Source organism: Streptomyces sp. NPDC003327, assembly GCF_053589515.1.
This window is the reverse complement of sequence record NZ_JBSFSA010000004.1, coordinates 270,513-287,875: the sequence shown is the minus strand read 5'-3', so window position 1 is coordinate 287,875 and position 17,363 is coordinate 270,513. Positions and strand designations below refer to the sequence as shown.

Sequence of the window (17,363 nt, the reverse complement as noted above, 5' to 3'; positions counted from 1 at the left end):
CTCGTTGTTATGATCGTCCATGGGGGGGTGTGGGCCCCGGCCCCGCACCCCCCCCCCCCCCCCGGGCCGCAGACCACCAGAACGGGCGACGCTGCCTGGGCTGGGTTGACGCCCGGAAGAGCCCCATGTCCCCCACCCCGTCAAGCCGTCTCTGGTGGTCAGGCGCCGGGGTCGACTTCGGGGTGCGTGAACCGCACGGGCTTGCCCAGCGACCGGGCGTAGGTGACCTCGGCCCGGGTGCTGTCGCCGACGTAGTCTCCGACTACGAGCACCTCATCGGCGAGCCGGATCTTCGCCCGGTGCAGGTCGTCGAGCCGAACCTTCAGCGCCTCGGCCTCGACCGGGTCGGACCACAGCGCGTGGGGCGACTTCATGTCGACGCCCGGCTTGACGACGATCTTCCCTGCGTGGGTCTCCCGCACATCGGCCTCGGCCATCGCGGTCATGAAGCGGGTGGAACCACAGATCACGACGATACGCGGGAGGCCCAGCTGCTCCTTCGCGTCGGCGAGCTTCTCCTCGGGGGTGAGCGGCTGCGGGTGGGACACGGGTTCCTCCTGCTGGTGTGGTCGAAGGTCTGCTTGTGGAAACGAGAGCGGGGGCGCACTCGGCCCTGTTGACCCGGACGGCGGCAAGGCCGCTTCCCGTGATCATGCGGCAACTGTTCGGCGCGGACGCGGCGGAGGGCGGCGTCCTGGACGGCGGAGGCTTCGCATGGGTCGGCGGGAATGCGGGAGGGGCCGACGGCGGCGCGGTGCGCTTCGAGGGCCAGGCGGTAGCCGGTGGATGCGGTGCCTGGTCTTCACCGGCCCGGCCGGGGCCGCGGTCGCGCTAGGTTCTGTCGTCAAATGTCACGCCCACATCAGGAGTGATGCGAGGGTGACAGCCGCCTCATAGGATTCGGCGGTCTTGTCGTAGCGGGTGGCGATGCCGCGCCACTGCTTCAGACGGTTAAAGCACCGTTCGACGACGTTGCGATGCTTGTATACCTCGCGGTCGAAGGCCGGCGGGCGGCCTCCGCGGCTGCCTCGCCGGGCCCGGTTGCGGACCTGGTCGACCCGCTCGGGGATCGTGTGGGCGATGCCGCGGCGGCGAAGCCAGGTGCGGATCGCTTTCGAGCTGTAGCCCTTGTCGCCCAGGACGTGATCGGGCCGGATCCGGGGCCGACCGGGTCCGATCCGGGGCACCCGGATCGTCTCCATCACGGCGGTGAACCGGGTGCAGTCGTTGGTGTTGCCACCCGTGACGACGAAGCCGAGCGGGCGGCCGAGGCCGTCGCAGGCCAGGTGGATCTAATAGCTCAGCGGTGAGCCTGAGCATGGAAGTGCAAGGGCTCGCTGTGTGAGGTAAAGCCTGCCGCCGTTCCGGGACTGTGATCCCTCGGGTCAGACCGGCTCCTCCTCACCACGCCGTCGGGCGGAGGCCCAAGGTGGATCCGGGGACGCGATCCCTTCAGCAAGACCGCGCCCCGCCCGATGGCACCGCACCCAGCCAGGTTTTCATGTCCCCAGCCCGCCGGCAGGGGCCGACCTCTCAGCAGTTCGCGAGCCCGGAGCTCTCCAGCAGACCGAGGTCCCTGCCGGTCGCTGGAGTCACGAACGGCTCATGAGATGGCGTGCCCTGAGCACTTCTATTAGAGCGCCGCGTGCTCCGCATCGAACCGACCAGCACCGCGAAACAACGCAGGAACGGGAGAACGAGGTTGAGCAAGGTCTTCTGCGGCATCGACTGGGCCGAGAACCACCACGACATCGCGCTGGTCGATCAGCATGGCACCCTACTGGCGAAGCTGAGGTTCAGCGACGACAGCGCCGGCTTCAACGCCTTGCTAGAGCTGCTGGCCCGCCACGGCGACAGTCCGGAGGAGCCCATACCGGTGGCGATCGAGACTCCGCGCGGCCTGCTGGTCGCCGGCCTACGGGCCACCGGGCGGAAGGTCTACGCGATCAATCCGCTGGCCGCCGCCCGCTACCGGGACCGCGGCAGCGTCGCCCGGGCCAAGTCGGATGCGGCCGACGCCCGCGTCCTGGCCAACATCCTCCGCACCGACATGGCCGCCCACCGGCCGCTGCCCTCTGACAGCGAACTCGTCCAGGCTGTCGCCGTCCTGGCCCGCGCACATCAGGACGCGGTCTGGGACAAGACCCAGATGGTCAACAGACTCCGCTCCCATCTGCGCGAGTACTACCCGGCCGCTCTCCAGGCGTTTCACGGTTCCGGCACGCTGGGCCTCGATTCCAAGCACGCTCGTGTGGTCCTGGCCGCGGCGCCTACCCCTGCGGCAGCAGCCCGGCTCACCCGCAGCCAACTGCGTGCTCTGCTCAATCGCGCCGGTCGGCTCCGACGCGGGACCGACGCCGAGGTCGAACGGCTCCGGGAGATCTTCCGCAGGGAGTGCCTGCACCAGCTGCCGCAGGTCGAGCAGGCCATGGGCAAGCAGGCCCAGGCCCTGATCCAGCAGCTCGAAGCCACCTGCCGAAGCGTCGACGACCTCGCGACGGCCACCGAGGAAGCGTTCCTCTCCCACCCCGACTCGGAGATCATCACCAGCTTCCCCGGCCTGTCGGTGCTGTCCGGAGCCCGCGTCATCGCCGAGGTCGGTGACGACCGGGAGCGATTCGCCGACGCCCGGGCCTTGAAGGCGTATGCCGGCGCCGCCCCGGTGACCCGGGCCTCAGGCCGCAGCCGCGTCGTGGTCGCCCGAGCCGTCAAGAACCAGAGGCTGGCCTCCGTCGGCTACATGTGGGCCTTCGCAGCCCTGCGCTCGCACGAACCCCGCGAGCACTACGACAGCCGACGTGCCACCGGTGAACGCCACACCGCCGCCCTGCGGAACCTGTTCAACAAGCTTCTCGGCTGCCTCTACCACTGCCTGCAGAACCACATGCCCTACGACCCCGAACGGGCCTTCGCTACACCCGTTGCGCTCGCTGCCTAGAGCCGCGGGCCAACGGAGATGTCGACTGCGGCCGCATTCCAGCCGGGCTCGTCGACAGCGACACGGATCCGCCGCCTGCCCCCTTCGCCGATGAGGCTCACGAAGCGCGTCACACCCATGACATCACCGATGACCAGCCGTCCGTCAGCCAACGAGATCGGCCCCTCGAAGACAGTCGTGAAGGACGGATTCGGCCCCGGCTCTTCGTCGAGCGGCTCGGTGAAGAGCCGGACCTTGATGAGCCGAACCTGAGCCTGAACTCGGACCGCCACATGGGTGTCGCACCCGACCGCGGCCTCGCCCTCCAGAGCCAACGCCGGCAGCCAGTCGGTCGACCCCAGCGCTAGAACCGGGTGATTCACCCGAAAATCAACGCCAGCGACCTGCATGTTCGGCCCCCTCCGAGTCCCACCTCATGACGCGCGGCGATGTTATCGGGTGGCTCCGACATGCCAGGCACATCACCCCCGACCGCTGGGGCTGGACGTGACGCCGCACCCATCGAGTTGACCTCCAGCGACATGAGATGTCTTGCTGGTCAGACCGCCTCTGGACCGGCCGAGGGCGGGGTCGCGGAGCCCCTTTTTCGGGCCCCGGCCGCGTGCTGGTGAGCGCGGACGACCGTGGAGTCGACCGACACCAGCCAGTCGATGTCGCCCGCCGCGTCCGCCTTCGCCTGTGCGGCCCGCAGCATCCGGTCGAACGTCCCATCCGCCGCCCACCTGCGAAAACGCGTATGCAGCGTGGCCCACGGACCATAGCGCTCAGGCACATCCCGCCAGGCCGTCCCGGTCCGGAACTTCCACACGATCCCGTTCAGGACCCTACGGTCGTCCAGCCGCTTCCGCCCTCGCAACGACTCGGGCAGCAACGGCCGGACGAACTCCCACTCGGCATCGGACAGTTCATGGCGACGTATCACGACACCATGATTCACCAACGGTGATCATTTGAAGACACTGCCTAGGGGCGGGCCGGTCGGCGGCTGGGGGCGGTGTGGTGTCGATGGCGCTGGGCGGTAGGACGTGCAGGGCGCGCACGTTCGCGCCGGGCGCCTTCTCGTTGGTGGCCGCGATCAGCTTCGGGCCGATCCAGCGGACCTTCGCGCCGTACACGGGAGCGTCGGGGGCGACGTCCAGGCGGCCGGTGTCCGCGTCGAACTTCACTGCCTGGACGTGCCCGGCGAGTTCGGGCGCGGCCGCGGCGAGGATGGCCTCCCACTGGGCCAGGACGCTGCCGCTGGCGGCCGGGGCGACCAGGCCGCGCTCGGTCATCATCATCGTGATCGCCGCGCGGTGCGCTTCTCCGACATTTCCGGGGTGCGTCACGGACAGACCGTTACCCCCTCCAAACCTGATGACGCGTCAGGGAATGCAGGAGAGGAATTCAGCCCGCCCGGGAAACGAATAAGAAACCACCTGTAAAAGAAAAGGGAGGCCCTTCCGGGCCTCCCCCACACAACCACCACACCGGCCATCACACCGTCAAAGTGTCCCAGAACGTTCTCATCTCACGAGCCGTCTGCAGATGGCCGCACCGATTACAGATGTAGCCGTGGTTGGGATCACTCACCCCTTCCAGGTGCCAGGAAGGGACTACGTATGGCCCGCTCCGACACAACCGGCATCGCCACTTCTTCGGAATGTTCCTGCGCTTCGCCATTGCCTTCATCATCCTTCGCTGTAAGGACGGGGAGCAGGCATCGTTCGTCAGGCCGGGAACCAACTCGCCTGAGTAGCAACATCGGCGAGATACATCGTGACATCGCGTCCACCGAACATGGCTGCTGCGTTCACGGCTGACATCGGGTAGTCGAATGGAGAGCTGAGGATGGCAGCAGAGGCCTCTGGAGGAAAGCGGACTCCGGTAGCGGGAATTTCACTCTTCGGACCAAGCGCCTTGAGCGTCTTGAGCAAGGTGAGGTCGAAGGCGTGATTGTCAGGAAGCATGCGCGCCATGAGCGCCAGGTGTACCGGCCAGGCTGCGGTGGAGAACGGAGCCATAGCTGCCAGAGTGTCAGTGGAGAGGCCGGTAATGTCCTGCGCCATAGACCGTATCCGATCGCGCTGGCACGCGTAGTGGGCTATGGCGAGTGCCATAGCCGGGGAGAGGGAGGCCGCCGCCAGCAGCGTGTCGTGGCTCAAGGGCCGTGCAATCGTGATACCTAGGCGACTGGAACTCATGAGCAGAATCTGTCGCATGTCTTCGGGCAGAGCGTTGAGGGTCGTGTTCATAAGCGGCAGGTGCTGGTTGACCACGTGTTCTTCCGCGACCGCGAGCAGGCCGAGCAGCCATGTTGCACGTGAGAGCGGGTCGGGGTAGGCGCCGTGCTGTTCGCTCCACCAAGAGGCGTCGGTGCGGTTGCGCCGCAGTTCGGCCAGGAGACGGCCGTGGTCAAGGGTCGGTCCCAGTGGTTGCGAGCCGGGGGTGAGATCTCCGCCTGTGATGTAGTTCGTTGCTGCTGCGCCGATCACCGTGATTTCTGCCGCCAGCCATGAGGGGCCGAGGAGGGAGGTGAGGACGCGTGCCGTGTTGCTCCAGGGAGAGGTGGTGCGACTCTGACCTTTGCGGAATATCGATGCGGTCTGCAGGTCAGCGAAGCGCGGATCGCGGTCTTTGAGACGCTTGAATCCCCTTTGGCGTTGCTGCGAGTCAGCGTCCTGGACCAGGTGACCGATCACCTCAAGGTTATGGTCAGCAGTACTGTCCGCCATCTTAAGGAAGTTCTGTGGCCGGAGTATCCGCATCAAGCTTGCGGCGAAGGTGGCAGCGGAGCACGGCAGCTCGCTTGCGTACCCATTAAGCACGGCCTGGATCATGCGACCTTCCAGTCGGGACCCTGGAGTGGGTGCCAGTCCGGCGTTCAGGGCCGCAGCAGCCGCGGTGTCATCGGCAAGGGCAAGAGTGGTGTGCTCTTGTGGTGTGAGCCGGCTGGCGCTGTGGAAGGCAGCGCCTATTCGCAGCCATTCGGTCTCGTAATCACTCCCGGCGGCGCGCTGCATGTGGGGATGCCACCACTCGTCGAAGGCATCTGCGTCGTCAAGGAGATAGGCGGCAAGGTCCAGCCGCTCCGGGGTGGCTCGCGAGGCGGGATCCTTGCTGACGAGGCCGAGGAGCTTGTCAGCCAGATACTTCGCGCCGCGGTCGAGCGTGGGGACGGGAAGATCGTCCTGTTGCGTCAATGCCTTGTGGATGAAGCGGACGCTGAGGTCGTCTAGGAACATGTCAGCGGCCCGGTTTTGAGTCTTGGATCGGCCGCTGAAGACCCCGTCGGCCAGGAGCACCCAGGCGGATAGCCGCAGCTGTCTCGGCCGGGCGCCTTCGTCGCGTTCTTCTTCCAAGGCTTCCACCAGGCCGGCGAGCTCGTTGGGCCGGGCGAAGCCGGCGAAGAACCGGCTGGTGTTCAGCCAGTAGCTACGGCGAACGAGGTGACGCAGGATCTCGGAGCGATCGAAGGTGCGATCGTCGGCGCCGGCAAACTCATACATGTAGCGCGCCGCGAAGTACTCGCGCAGAGGCTGGACATCGAACTCGAAGGTTCCTTGCGCCTTGCTCGTCAGTGCCCATACACGGTCGGTGACACCGGTGAAAAGGTCGTCGACGAGGGCAACGTTCTTCTCCACGCTGTAGAGGTAGTTCAGGATCAGGCGCTTCAGCTCTCGGATGGGCAGCTGGCCGTTGCTGCTTTCCTTCTCCGCATCGGCCTGCAACCGCCACCCAAGGAAGGAAGTCACTTCCTCAAGATCGGTGCGGTGCTCGTTCACCGCTGGGGTTTTCGCGGCTTCCCGGTCGAGGAACGTTTCCATGTAGGAGGTGTACAGGTCGGTTCGGTTGGCGGGGACCGAATTGTCGCGCTTGTACATCAGGGAGAGCAGGATCGTCAGCTGCATGGGGTTGTTGGCGAGCTGCGCGATGTGAGGTTCGGCTGAGCGCTGGTGGAAGATGCGTTCCAAGTTGCGGTGTTCCTTCTCCGGAACGGATCGTGCTTTCACCCATTTGTACAGATAGGTGGTGCGCAGACTATCGCTGAGCCTGTCCAAGGCGATCGTTTCGAAACGGTCTGGTGTGGGCTCGGCCAGGCTGCCGACATTGGGACGTGTGGTGACGATCACCTGCGCATCAAAGGCGGTACGGAGCCGGGCGGTGAAGCGGTCGATCTCCTCGACAACGCGCTCGCGGGTCTGTGCCCGTGCGACTTCGTCCAAACCATCCAGGACGATCAGTACGGGCAGTCGCTCCAGAATGCCGCCGACCTCAACCGCCGTTGCCAGCAGGCCGCCGCTGTGGGCCGTGAGCACGTGGGCGAGGAATTCTTCCACGGACCCTTGACGCCGCAGTGTTGCACGAGGCTTTTGTACGGCAGCGTCAAAAGGGTCGATCCCCGCGAGCCAGGCTGCGTAGTCGTGCAGATCCACCCGCAGGGGCAGACGTGGATCCCTGGCTGACTCATCGGCTGCGGGGGCGTCGACCGGAATTGGTTCTCCAAGGTAAGCGGCACGGTGGAGCTGACACACGTACTGGCCAAGGGTGGACTTGCCTTGCCCGGGCTCGCCTCTGATGAGAGTAAAGGGCTGCCGTGTACTCATCAGGTAGCTTGCGGCCCCACCCAGGTGTGCGCTGTCGGGCAGCACGGACGTACGGCCCACGATGTTGTTAGGCACTGCCACCCGGACGGCTTCAACGTCAATGAAGAGGTCTTCCAGGCGGTGGGAGGTAAGTTCTACTTGCTTGAACTTAACCTTCGCGTCGTCCTCCCACTGCGTTGCGATCACGTTCATGGCGAGCTTACGAAGCGCGTGGTCGTGCGCCTGCGCTTCCGCGCCATGGATGAGGTAGCGGACCAGATCATGACCCGCCAGCATGTCGGAGTAGGCCCACTTGAGCGCGTCGGGCGCCGCATCCACGCGCGCGTCGATGTCAGCGCGCCACCAGATGTGGATGGGAATACCGAAATCTTCTACATGCTTGGCGAGGTGCTCGTCCAGCTTGTCCATCGATCCGCGCTTCGGCACGGCCGTCCCGGTGACCGACGTCAACAGGTAGTAGGCCTCAGCGCCTTCCCTGACAAGCCGACGGATATTGTCGGCTTCGCCTGCGATCGCTTCGTTCAGCCAGGTCGCCGGCTTTTGCTGTGCCTTGCTGGTCCACTTCACCTGGTAGACGACCAGCTTTCCGTCTACCTCGCGTGTGGCATCACGCCCCCCGTCGGAGTGCCCGACCGGGTAACAGCGTGTCTCGGGGAAGCTGTGCGCCAGCAGCGCGTTGCACAGCTGCTGGAACGTCTTCTCGTTGAGCCGTTCGTATAGGTAGCGTCCGTCAGCCTGCACTGCCCCACTCATACGCCCCGCCCTTGTTATACGGCTCCGATCAGCACATCCACCCTAAGCGTTGCCCCGTGTCTCGGTGCAGAGACCAGCAGGTCACGGCCGAACTCACCAGCCGCACCCTGTCCGACTCGTGCAGGCAACCCGTACATACAGGCGGAGCGGAAGAGGAGGGGCGGCCCGGTGGTACTGCTCCCAGAGCGCGCTGGGCACCGGGCCTCGCCCGCGCACGCCATATCGGCGCGGGCTGTGCCCGACCCTACCCGGGTGCGGCGGGGCGTAGGGCCGAGAGGGCGGCGGGATGCCGTGCTCGCCCCGCACGCCTCCCCCGCCCTGGCAGAGCGTCGGAGCCCTTCGGCGACCGGGTCACCGTCCCGCGTCGCCGCGCCTCCACCTCGCCCGCCGCGAGGAGGAGGAAGACCTCTCCTGGGGGCGAGGAGCGTCCCGGTCGGCGGGCGGGGCGGAGGAGTGACCCAAGTGATGACCCTTGCAGGTCACAGCGGTGCAGGCGGCGGCTTGGTAAGGCCGGTGGTAAGCGGAGACCGGTGTGGTGAGTGCCGTCGGCGGTACTCACCACACGGGCCGGTCAGGGGATGGGGAGCCGGTCACCACCAGGGCGCCATCGCCGCCACGGCCGGGCAGGACGTCCTGCCCGGCCGTGGTCTCCGTCCGGATGTCAGCCGCGGAAGCGGGAGAGCCAGGTTCCGCCGGCCTTCTGCTCGGGCACGGCCTGGTCGTGCCCCTGGGGCTCGGGCACGGCCTGCGCGGCTTGCCGTTCGGCGGCGTGGGCGCGCTGCCTGCAGTCGAAGCACAGGTGCGGGTGGGTCGCGCGCGGGGCGCTCCACCCGGCGAGCTCGACGGCCTTCCACCGTTCGTCGGTGAACCGGGTGCCGCAGTCGGCACACACCGGACGGCGGGCCTCCCGCTCGGCTTTGTGCTGTGCGGCGATGCGGCGCAGCTCCTCTTGGTGCTCGCGCTGACAGGCGGCGCTCGGCCTGCTGGCGGGCGTCATGGGCTTCGCGGCGCGGGTTGCCGATCGCCTCGAGGAGCGTCTGGTTGTGCGGCCGGCCGAAGCGCCGGAAGACCGCTCCGGCCGGGCCGCGCTCCTTCAGCTGCTTCATGCCGGTGACGACGATGGGCAGCTTGCCGTCGTACATGTGGAAGCCGCCCTCGTACCAGGTGCCCTTCCAGTGCCGCTCGGTCAGCTCGGCCAGCTGCGCGACGACGGTGTTGGGGTTGCGCGGGCCGATCCGGTTGAAGACGAGCAGCAGCGGCGGGTGCGGCTGGTCGCCGCGGCGGCCGTCGGGCACCCACCAGCGGCTGCGCCACATCGGCCGCTCACGGCCGTCGACGTCCTTCACCTTCCGCTGACAGAACCGCATGTACTTGTCGATCTTCGCGGCGAGGACCTGCGCGGACTCGAAGCAGTTGTCGATCTCTACGAACAGCAGCGGCACCCCGTCCTCGGACGCGGTGATGACGATGTCCGCCTGGGCGCCGCCCTTGCCCGGGTTGGACCAGGTGCCGGCCGCAGGCAGCGCCACCTCGGTCGCGTAGGAGGCGATGGTGCCCAGCCCGGCAGGCGCGTCGACGACGGCCTGCGCGGCGGCGCGGACGTCGGCCGGCTCGCTTACGAGCTCGGCGAGGTCCGGCTTCGGGCGCAGCAGGGCGAGCACGGCCTCGTTGACCGTCATCAGGTGCGAGGCGCCCGTGCGGCCGGCGCCGCGGGCCGTGTCGCCCATCTCCCCCACCGGCCGCCCCAGCTCACGAGCCGCGGCCTTCAGACCCATCGGGGTGAGGTTGCGCAGCCTGTCCCCGCCCGGGAGCTGCCCGCCGTTCTCCGCCAGGCCGTGCTTGCGCAGATCGGACAATGCCCCGGTGTGCGCGGCGGTGCGAGCCTGCTTGCGCTTCGACGGGGTCGGCTTGTCGGTATGCCGGTAGCTCAGGTGCGGGGCTGAGATCTGCTGGATCTGTTCGACGGTGGCGACCTTCAGCACTCCGAGCACGCGCAGCACGTCGCCGCGCAGGTTGTTCGACGACCCCGCCGGGTTCTCCTCACGCTTGACCGTCATCAGCTGCGCTCCCTCTACGTCGTCTGGCGCGCGCGGCCGTCTGCCGAGCGCCGGCCGTGCCCGGCCGCCAGGGGCATCCGGCTCCCGGACCCGATGATCTCCTCCTCCACGGACATCACAGAGAAGTTCAGGAGGAGAGAGGAGGGTTGTGACAGCGCGGCGCGCGCCCGAATCTGCGTGGTGGCCTGGGCTTTCTTCATCTGGCTTGATGCCGGGCACCAAAGTGGGTTCCACAGTGGCCTCCCAAATGCGCACCGCAGGAGGCCAGGACGGCTTGCCCGGCGCTGGTCGGGGCGGGCAAGCCGGGCGCCTGCCCGGGGTCGGTGCGTGGTCATCGCGGTGGCTCCTTCGCTTCCGGTCCGCCCTGGTGGGCAGGACCTCGAGGGAGCAGCATGCAGCCGACCCCCTTGTCCGCGGTCTAACCGTGGCCAGGTCAAGGAGAAACACGAGGGTGGGCGGGGCGGTAGCAGAGGTGGACAAGGGGGGTGCGGACGGGTTCGTGGTCGGCCCGACCACCCTGGACAAGGGGGCCCGGTTTGGCCCTTGCAGATTTGATTCGCCGGTTTCGGCTCAGGGGGGAGATCTCTCTGGCCTCTGTCCACAGGGCCGCGCGCCGACCCTACGAAGACGACGCCGTGAGTCGCGCGGCGGTCATCGTGAGGAGCGCTTCATGCCGTACCTGATCCCGACCCGCGCCGCTGACGCCCGAGCAGGTGGAGCGGGGCTTCGACTACCTCCTGGCGCTGCAGATGGGTGGCGGCGCCGCTGTCGCCGGGCGGGCGGAAGCGGACCCGGGCTGGCGTTCGTCCTGCTGCGGCTTGCCGAGGACATCATCTGGCCCGTCACGGCCGTGGACGGAGAGGCTGCCAACCTGTGTGCGGACTCCTTCGTGCTGGACGAGGTCGGGTGCGTGCTGCTGTCCGCGCTGCGGGACTGGGCGCGCGACTCCGCCACCACCGCGGTGCGCGGCATCGCCCGCAGCATCATCCGCTTCGTCGAGAACGTCATCCCCGACCTCGACGACCACGGAGACACCTGCGCCACCCTGGAAGTGATGCGCGGCGAGCACCTGGCGCTGGCGCACGCGGTGCACTCCGCACCGGGTGCACACCGCTGACCGCACCACCGCACCACCGCACCGGGTCGGTGCGCACCGGTGCGGTCGGTGCGCACCGAGCTCATCCCGTGCGCACAACGATGCGCACCACCGTCCATCCGGTGCGCTCCACTCGGTGGGCGGTGCTCGCACCGGTGCGGCCGGCGCGAGGGAGTGATGCCCACCGAGTGGAGTCGGTGCGGTGGATTGGGCCCGGGTGGAGCGGCCCTACGGTGCGCTCCACCCGGTGGGCTCCACTCGGTGGGCTCCACTCGGTGGAGTGGGGGCGGGGCGTCGTCGGTGCGCACCGCCGCACCGGGTGCGCGCCATCGGGTCCACTCAGTGGCCGGCGCCCCACTCGGCTCCGATTTGATCAAAACCGCCGAACCGTACGCCACACGCCCGAGTGAGCCGAAGTCTTCGACTGCCCGGAGCGGGTCAGCCGGGGGTCAGGCCATGCGATCCGTCCGCCACAGCAGCAGCCTTTGTGCCATAAAAGCGCCCATCAAGAGCACGCCCGGCAGGACCCAGTCGATCACACCTGCGTTCTGAGCCAGGAGACAGCTCATGCCCGCTGCGGCCGTGGCCCAGCAGACCACCTCACGCCAGGCTCTTCGCCAGGCATCCCGCGCCGCCGCAACGACCGCGGCGACGGCAAGCACACTCAGGAAGACCGATCCAGTCCAATGGCCAGGCATGATCACAGCATTTCACGCCCGGATACCCAGCCCCAGAACGGTCGGGGATCACAAACCGCTGCTCACGTCGCATACCACTGGTGGGCGCGGCCCCGCGCCACTTCACCCACGGCAGGTCGTCGAGAGACAGCGTGGCCCGATTCAGGTCGCGACGCTGTTACGGGTCGCCGTCGGACAGGAGCAACTCGACGAATCCGCGGCCGTTGTGCAGAACGCTCCGTGAGGTGATCGTCCCGGTGACGGTCGCTGTGACGGTGCCGGCGGTGAGCTGGACCGTGTCGCCGCGCATCGGTCGCGCCCCCGGGACGTCCCGCTAGCGGTCCGGTACGTCATGCGTGGTCATAATGCGCGAGTGAACAGACCTCCCGTGCCGTTGCCCGCAGAACACATACCGCCCGGCACCGCCGAGTGGCGGACTCCGAACGCCGAGCGTTGGCTCGCCGCCGCGCCCGCCCGGTGGGCACACCCTCTCTGGGCGCTGCTGGCGCTGGTCGCCTCGCTGGTGTGGGACATCGTGGAGGCTCCCGTCGCCCCCTGCACGTCCGCCGCCCCGTGCGGCACCGACTGGCTGGGCCTCGGGATAGCCGTCGTGTTGCTGCTGACCCTGTATTGGGTGTGGCGGCAGCCGCGGCTCGCGCTCGCGGGGCTTGCGGCCACGCTGACGGGGTTCGCCGTGGAGGGCGGCTTCACGTCGGCGCTCGGCGAACCGTCCGCGCTCGCGTTCCTGATGGCCGCCGCGTTCACCACCGCAGGGCTCATCCACCGACTGGCCGCCGCCGGACGGCAGCGGGCGCGGGCCCTGGAGGCGGCCGGGCCGGTCGCACAACCGCTGCCCGCCGCCGCGCGGACGTTCCGCCGGGGCCAGCTTTCCTTCGTTCTGGCCGCCCTGCTGCTGGGCGTCGCCGGGTTCGGCTGCTGGCAGGTGCAGCAGGTCGCCGACGCGTACGAGGAACGGGCCGCGGGAGCCACGTACCTGTCCGGACGGGTCACGGCCCTGGGGCGGGACGACGACATCGACGTCCTCACCGTGGAGGCCGGCGGGCGTACCCATCGCTTCGAGACGGCCTACCCCGAGGACTTCCCCGTGGGCAGCCGGGTCGATGTCGTCGTGGACGGCGACTGGGCGGCGCTGGTCGCGGAGCCGTACGACGCCGTCGGCTGGGAGCTGATGGCGGTGGCCGGCTCCGTCGCGGGGCTGGCGTTCCTCGCCAACGGCGTGGACGGACGGACGCGTGCGCGGCGGCTGCGGCGCGAACCGCTGCCGGTGCTGCGCGTGCTGGTGCGCGAGGATCACGACGACGGCCGCACCTGGGTGTTCTCGGCCGACGACCGGGAGGGCCTTCGGCCGGTCCTGCACTTCCATTCGCTGTACGCCTTCGAGGAGGAAGAAGACGACAACGACGAGAGCGGCGACGAGAGAGGCGACGAGGACCGCGACGACGCAGCCGTCGTCGAACTCGACAAGCTCACGAAGATCCTCAAGGGCGAGGATTCTCCCCCGCCGCTGCGGGAGGCCGTTCTGTACGGCGCCCCCTACGCCGGCGCCGAAGTCGCCTTCGTCGCGTTCGACGACGAAGACGACGACGTCGAGGTGTCGGTGCAGTGCAGTGTCACCGCGGTGAAGCCGGCCGGCCCGCGCTTGATGGAGCGCGGGCAGCTGCGCCGCGAGCGGGAGACCCCACAGAGACCCCGCGACGGGATCGCCGTCGGCATGACGCCCTCGGCGGGCCCCCGCACGTGGACGGCTCACGGCTTCTCGCGCGCCGTGGGTCTCGGCCTGCTGCTGGTACAGGGCGGCGGCATCTGGGCCGCGCTCGAGGACGGACCGTCGTGGCACTGGCTGTGGCTCGCCGTGGGTCTGCCCTGGCTGGTGACGGCCGTGGCGACGGCGCTCACCTGGCGAATCACCGCCGACCGTGACGGGCTGTGGGTGACCGGGGCCTGGCGCGTAAGGCGGGTCCCGTGGAACGTGATCACGTCCGCGCACCACTCCGACGACGGCATCCGGGTCGGCCGGGCCAAGGACTCCTCCGTCGAGCTGTCCCCCACCGGCTGGGCATGGCTGGAGCACCGCCTGGGCCACGAGCCGCATGCGGTGCGCACCGCCGGGGAACTGGGGGCTCTGCTGCTCCACCCGGAACTACGGCCGCTGGAAGAGGCACCGGCGGGACGGCAGGGCATGCCGGTCGGACCGCCACTCGTGGCGCTGTCGGCGCTGTGGGGTGTGGCGGTGCTGCTCCTCCTGTGACCGGGCCGCAGCTCTCGCTCGGTCCGTACCCTGCCGCGCGCGGGCCGCATCCCCGGGCACTTGGACGCAGCTGTCGACGGACAGAGCAGCGGCGGCCGCCCACACTGGGCGTGCAGCCGGCTGAGGTTCCGTTTCCCTCCCCTCTACATCCGCCGACACCTTCAGGCGGGGGTCAGATATGCCTCTGCCGCGCGGATCGGCGCATCGGGACCGGCGCCGGGGGAACGGCGGGGAAGGTGGTCACCCGTGCCTGCTAAGGGCTGTCCCGTAACTGCTGCGAGGGTGTGGTGGCGGTGTCAGTGGGCGAGGGCACACTGACTGCGTGATCACCTCTTCATCCACCGCAGACGATGCCTCCCACCCCTCTCCTGTCTGGGTAGAGTCGATGGGCGGTCCTCTGATCGTCGTCCCCGTCTCCGCCCTGGCTTCCTGGGGCGGATGCACGGAGAGTGGTCTCATGGCGGGAGACGCCACGGCGCCGGACGACTACGACCGGGCCTGCGCGGTGGACGATCTGGCCGGTGTGATCCCCCTCGACGAGAACGGTGTGCAGGCGCTGGTGCTGGCGGACGAGCCAGCGATCAGCTGCTATCTCCCCGAGCACCGAGCATTCCTGCGGTGGCTTGCCGCAGAATCCGAGGCCGGACTGAGAGCCGCGGCAGATGCTGTCCTTGCAGACCCGGCCACGGTGTGGGAGGAGTGCGGCACCTGGGTCTCGGACGGTCCGGCGGTTCTCATGGACTCCGCCGAAGCGGGTTCCGACTTGGGCGTCGAGTACCCCGACGGCGGGATGCCCGCCGAGGCACCAGTCCCGCTGCCGGCCGGCCGCTGGATGGTCCGCGCGACGCAGACCTGGGTGGGCGAGGAGAACTGGGTCGGCCTGGTCCGACTCCTGCCGAATCCTGAACGGGCCGTGTTTCGGTCGGGTGCGGTCAGTCGCGGCGCGCAAGGTTGTACAGATGGGCGATGCCGAGCATCGCGTGGTACACGCCATCGCCCTTGAGACGGCAGTCGCGCAGGATCTTCCAGGTCTTCATCCGGGCAAAGGCATGCTCGACCCGAGCGTGGACTTTGCGGTGAGAGGCGTTGTGCTCTTCCTTCCAAGCGGGCAGTTCGCTCTGCCCAGGGTCGCGGCGGTGCGGGATGACGAGCCCGGTACCGCGATAGCCTCTGTCGGCGATCACTGTGGCCTTCCCAACGGCGTCCTTCGCCCCGGGTAGCTCCCATGCCTTGCAGTCGTTGCGATTGCCCGGCAGTGGCCGGCCGACCACGACCGGTAGTTCTCATAGGTCACTGGTGGCTCCGAGCGCGTAAGCGCAAGAGGCACCATGCGAGGCGGGAAGCTGCTTCCTTTCCAGGACTGGTTCCACCTCGCACCTTGCCCTGCCGGGCGGAGACCCTCGGTAGTTCCGGCACCTTGATCTCTCGTCTAACTGATCGTTTCAGAATGCCGCCCTGCGGAGACGCTGGCGGCCCATGGAACAATCCCCTTCAACCACGGGCTCAGGGGGGATGACGCCGTATGGAACGGGTGGGGGATGCACGAGGGCTCGTGCTTGGTTATGTCGACGCTCTGAACGCAGTTGACGCGGCCATGAGGGCAGCGCTCCCTTCGCTTGAGCGACTCGCAGATGTCCTCGGCCAGGTCCGTTCGCACCGGATCATCAACCGGAGTGGGCGGGTCGGCACCTACTCCTACTCGGTTCATGGGGCCGGGTGCCGCTTCGTCAGTGACGACGGCATAGAGGTCGATGTCGACTTCGCACCGGACGGAAGCGAGATCTTCGACCTCTGGCGGCTGCGCTGGTACGGGCTGAGCCTGCCGGAGCCTCTTGACGTCACGGATCAAGACCTGCGGACCGCCGTGCGGTCCCTTCAACCGCTTCTGACAGAGGTGCGACCGGGGTGGTTCAGTGTCGCTAGATGATCGCTTCAGGATGAGGTGCGCAGGCGGCGCAGGCATATGAGGCTGCAGGCAAGTTCGAGCAGGCTCTGGTGGAGATCGGCGCGTCGTTCGTAGCGGGTGCGGACCGTTTGAACTGGTGCAGCCAGGCGAAGGCATGCTCGACGACCCAGCGCATCTTGCCCAGTCCAGAGCCGTGAGCGACGCCGCGTCGGGCGATCATCGGCTTGATGCCACGTTTCCACAGCAGGCGGCGGTACTTGTCGAAGTCGTAGCCCCGGTCGGCATACAGGCGCCGGGGCTTGCTGCGGGGACGTCCCCGCAGACCCCGGATCGACGGGACGGCATCGAGCAGGGGCAGGAGCTGGGCGACGTCGTGCCGGTTGCCACCGGTGAGCGTGACGGCGAGCGGGGTTCCGTGACGGTCGACGATCAGGTGGTGCTTCGAGCCAGAGCGGGCCCGATCGACGGGCGAGGGTCCGACGTGGTCCCCCCTTTCAGCGCCCGGACGTGCGATCCGTCCACGGAGCAGTCGTCCAGGTCCAGCAGGCTGGCGCGACGAAACTCGGTCAACAGGGCGGCGTGCAGGCGCGGCCAGACGCCGGCCTCGGTCCAGTCCCGTAGTCGGCGCCAGACCGTCACACCTGAGCAGCCCACTGCCTCCGCGGGGACGTCACGCCACGCGACACCGGTCCGCAGTACATACATGACGCCGGCGAGCGCTACTCGATCGGGAACACGCAGCCGCCCCGGGTGGCGGTGGCGCCGTTCGGGGGCAGGCGGCAATAGCCGGGCCACCCGCTCCCATAGGTCATCCGGAACAAGATCAGCACGGCTCAACTCATTCTGAAACGATCAGTTAGTTGAAACCCGCCGCTTCTGGTTGAGTACGGCGCATGATTGAAGCGGTGTTGTGGGGACTGCTTGGCGGAGGCGGGGTAGCTCTCGTGTTCCAGACCAAGCTGCGTCGCTCCAAGGCCCAGTCAGCGGGTGAAGACCCGGAAGTCATCACGGTGGCAATCAAGGGGCTGGCAGGGAAGCAACGTAGGCGACACGGCAGGGTGCGAACGACGGCGGAACATCT

The 17,363-nt window shown here is 68.2% G+C and carries 11 protein-coding genes and 4 pseudogenes; 5 read left to right on the top strand and 10 right to left on the bottom strand.

Annotation, left to right across the window (positions count from 1 at the left end):
* Positions 1-158: 158 nt before the first annotated feature.
* Both ACWDVG_RS06000 and ACWDVG_RS05995 read right to left on the bottom strand, forming a co-directional pair.
* Positions 159-548: a hypothetical protein gene (locus tag ACWDVG_RS06000; protein WP_451696606.1), complete on the bottom strand. Its 390-nt coding sequence runs from the start codon at positions 546-548 to the stop codon at positions 159-161.
* Positions 549-851: 303 nt separating this feature from the next.
* Positions 852-1,292, bottom strand: a pseudogene (locus ACWDVG_RS05995) (IS5 family transposase); the annotation flags it as partial.
* 410 nt (positions 1,293-1,702) lie between these two features.
* Here ACWDVG_RS05995 and ACWDVG_RS05990 point away from each other — a divergent pair.
* Positions 1,703-2,938, top strand: a complete 1,236-nt coding sequence (locus ACWDVG_RS05990; protein WP_451696604.1) for an IS110 family transposase — start codon at positions 1,703-1,705, stop codon at positions 2,936-2,938.
* Here ACWDVG_RS05990 and ACWDVG_RS05985 read toward each other — a convergent pair.
* The 5 genes and pseudogenes from ACWDVG_RS05985 to ACWDVG_RS05965 all read right to left on the bottom strand — a co-directional run bounded on the left by ACWDVG_RS05985 (position 2,935) and on the right by ACWDVG_RS05965 (position 10,334).
* Positions 2,935-3,327: a hypothetical protein gene (locus ACWDVG_RS05985; RefSeq protein ID WP_225804299.1), complete on the bottom strand. Its 393-nt coding sequence runs from the start codon at positions 3,325-3,327 to the stop codon at positions 2,935-2,937. The genes ACWDVG_RS05990 and ACWDVG_RS05985 overlap by 4 nt on opposite strands.
* 123 nt (positions 3,328-3,450) lie before the next feature.
* A pseudogene (locus ACWDVG_RS05980) lies at positions 3,451-3,857 on the bottom strand (IS5 family transposase); the annotation flags it as partial.
* The gene (locus tag ACWDVG_RS05975; RefSeq protein ID WP_451696603.1) at positions 3,844-4,266 is read right to left on the bottom strand and encodes a hypothetical protein; all 423 of its coding nucleotides are present in this window, start codon (positions 4,264-4,266) and stop codon (positions 3,844-3,846) included. The gene ACWDVG_RS05975 and the pseudogene ACWDVG_RS05980, both read right to left, overlap by 14 nt.
* Before the next feature lie 381 nt (positions 4,267-4,647).
* The gene (locus tag ACWDVG_RS05970) at positions 4,648-8,277 is read right to left on the bottom strand and encodes an NACHT domain-containing protein (RefSeq protein ID WP_451696601.1); all 3,630 of its coding nucleotides are present in this window, start codon (positions 8,275-8,277) and stop codon (positions 4,648-4,650) included.
* Between the two features lie 590 nt (positions 8,278-8,867).
* A complete protein-coding gene (locus tag ACWDVG_RS05965; protein WP_451696599.1) occupies positions 8,868-10,334 on the bottom strand; it encodes a replication-relaxation family protein in 1,467 nt (488 codons plus the stop codon).
* A gap of 850 nt (positions 10,335-11,184) precedes the next feature.
* Between ACWDVG_RS05965 and ACWDVG_RS05960 the strand changes: the two genes are divergently transcribed.
* Positions 11,185-11,451: a hypothetical protein gene (locus ACWDVG_RS05960; protein ID WP_451696597.1), complete on the top strand. Its 267-nt coding sequence runs from the start codon at positions 11,185-11,187 to the stop codon at positions 11,449-11,451.
* A gap of 834 nt (positions 11,452-12,285) precedes the next feature.
* Here ACWDVG_RS05960 and ACWDVG_RS05955 read toward each other — a convergent pair.
* The gene (locus tag ACWDVG_RS05955) at positions 12,286-12,417 is read right to left on the bottom strand and encodes a hypothetical protein (protein WP_451696595.1); all 132 of its coding nucleotides are present in this window, start codon (positions 12,415-12,417) and stop codon (positions 12,286-12,288) included.
* Between the two features lie 42 nt (positions 12,418-12,459).
* Here ACWDVG_RS05955 and ACWDVG_RS05950 point away from each other — a divergent pair, with 42 nt between their 5' ends.
* Positions 12,460-14,376, top strand: a complete 1,917-nt coding sequence (locus ACWDVG_RS05950; protein ID WP_451696593.1) for a hypothetical protein — start codon at positions 12,460-12,462, stop codon at positions 14,374-14,376.
* Between the two features lie 385 nt (positions 14,377-14,761).
* A complete protein-coding gene (locus ACWDVG_RS05945; RefSeq protein ID WP_451696617.1) occupies positions 14,762-15,379 on the top strand; it encodes an Imm21 family immunity protein in 618 nt (205 codons plus the stop codon).
* On the opposite strand, the pseudogene ACWDVG_RS05940 reads toward ACWDVG_RS05945, so the two are convergent.
* Positions 15,309-15,656: pseudogene (locus tag ACWDVG_RS05940) on the bottom strand (transposase); the annotation flags it as partial. The gene ACWDVG_RS05945 and the pseudogene ACWDVG_RS05940 sit on opposite strands and share 71 nt — an antisense overlap.
* Before the next feature lie 242 nt (positions 15,657-15,898).
* Here ACWDVG_RS05940 and ACWDVG_RS05935 point away from each other — a divergent pair.
* Entirely contained in the window at positions 15,899-16,303 is a 405-nt protein-coding gene (locus ACWDVG_RS05935) for a DUF6896 domain-containing protein (protein ID WP_451696592.1), read from the top strand.
* Positions 16,304-16,308: 5 nt separating this feature from the next.
* Here ACWDVG_RS05935 and ACWDVG_RS05930 read toward each other — a convergent pair.
* Positions 16,309-17,119, bottom strand: a pseudogene (locus ACWDVG_RS05930) (IS5 family transposase).
* Positions 17,120-17,363: the final 244 nt, after the last annotated feature.

Bases quoted from the DNA above. Each gene is read 5' to 3' on its own strand.
- ACWDVG_RS05985 (WP_225804299.1), bottom strand. From the start codon at position 3,327: ATGCAGGTCGCTGGCGTTGATTTTCGGGTGAATCACCCGGTTCTAGCG.
- ACWDVG_RS05970 (WP_451696601.1), bottom strand. From the start codon at position 8,277: ATGAGTGGGGCAGTGCAGGCTGACGGACGCTACCTATACGAACGGCTC.
- ACWDVG_RS05965 (WP_451696599.1), bottom strand. From the start codon at position 10,334: ATGACGGTCAAGCGTGAGGAGAACCCGGCGGGGTCGTCGAACAACCTG.
- ACWDVG_RS05955 (WP_451696595.1), bottom strand. From the start codon at position 12,417: ATGCGCGGCGACACGGTCCAGCTCACCGCCGGCACCGTCACAGCGACC.
- ACWDVG_RS05950 (WP_451696593.1), top strand. From the start codon at position 12,460: ATGCGTGGTCATAATGCGCGAGTGAACAGACCTCCCGTGCCGTTGCCC.
- ACWDVG_RS05945 (WP_451696617.1), top strand. From the start codon at position 14,762: ATGGGCGGTCCTCTGATCGTCGTCCCCGTCTCCGCCCTGGCTTCCTGG.
- ACWDVG_RS05935 (WP_451696592.1), top strand. From the start codon at position 15,899: ATGGAACGGGTGGGGGATGCACGAGGGCTCGTGCTTGGTTATGTCGAC.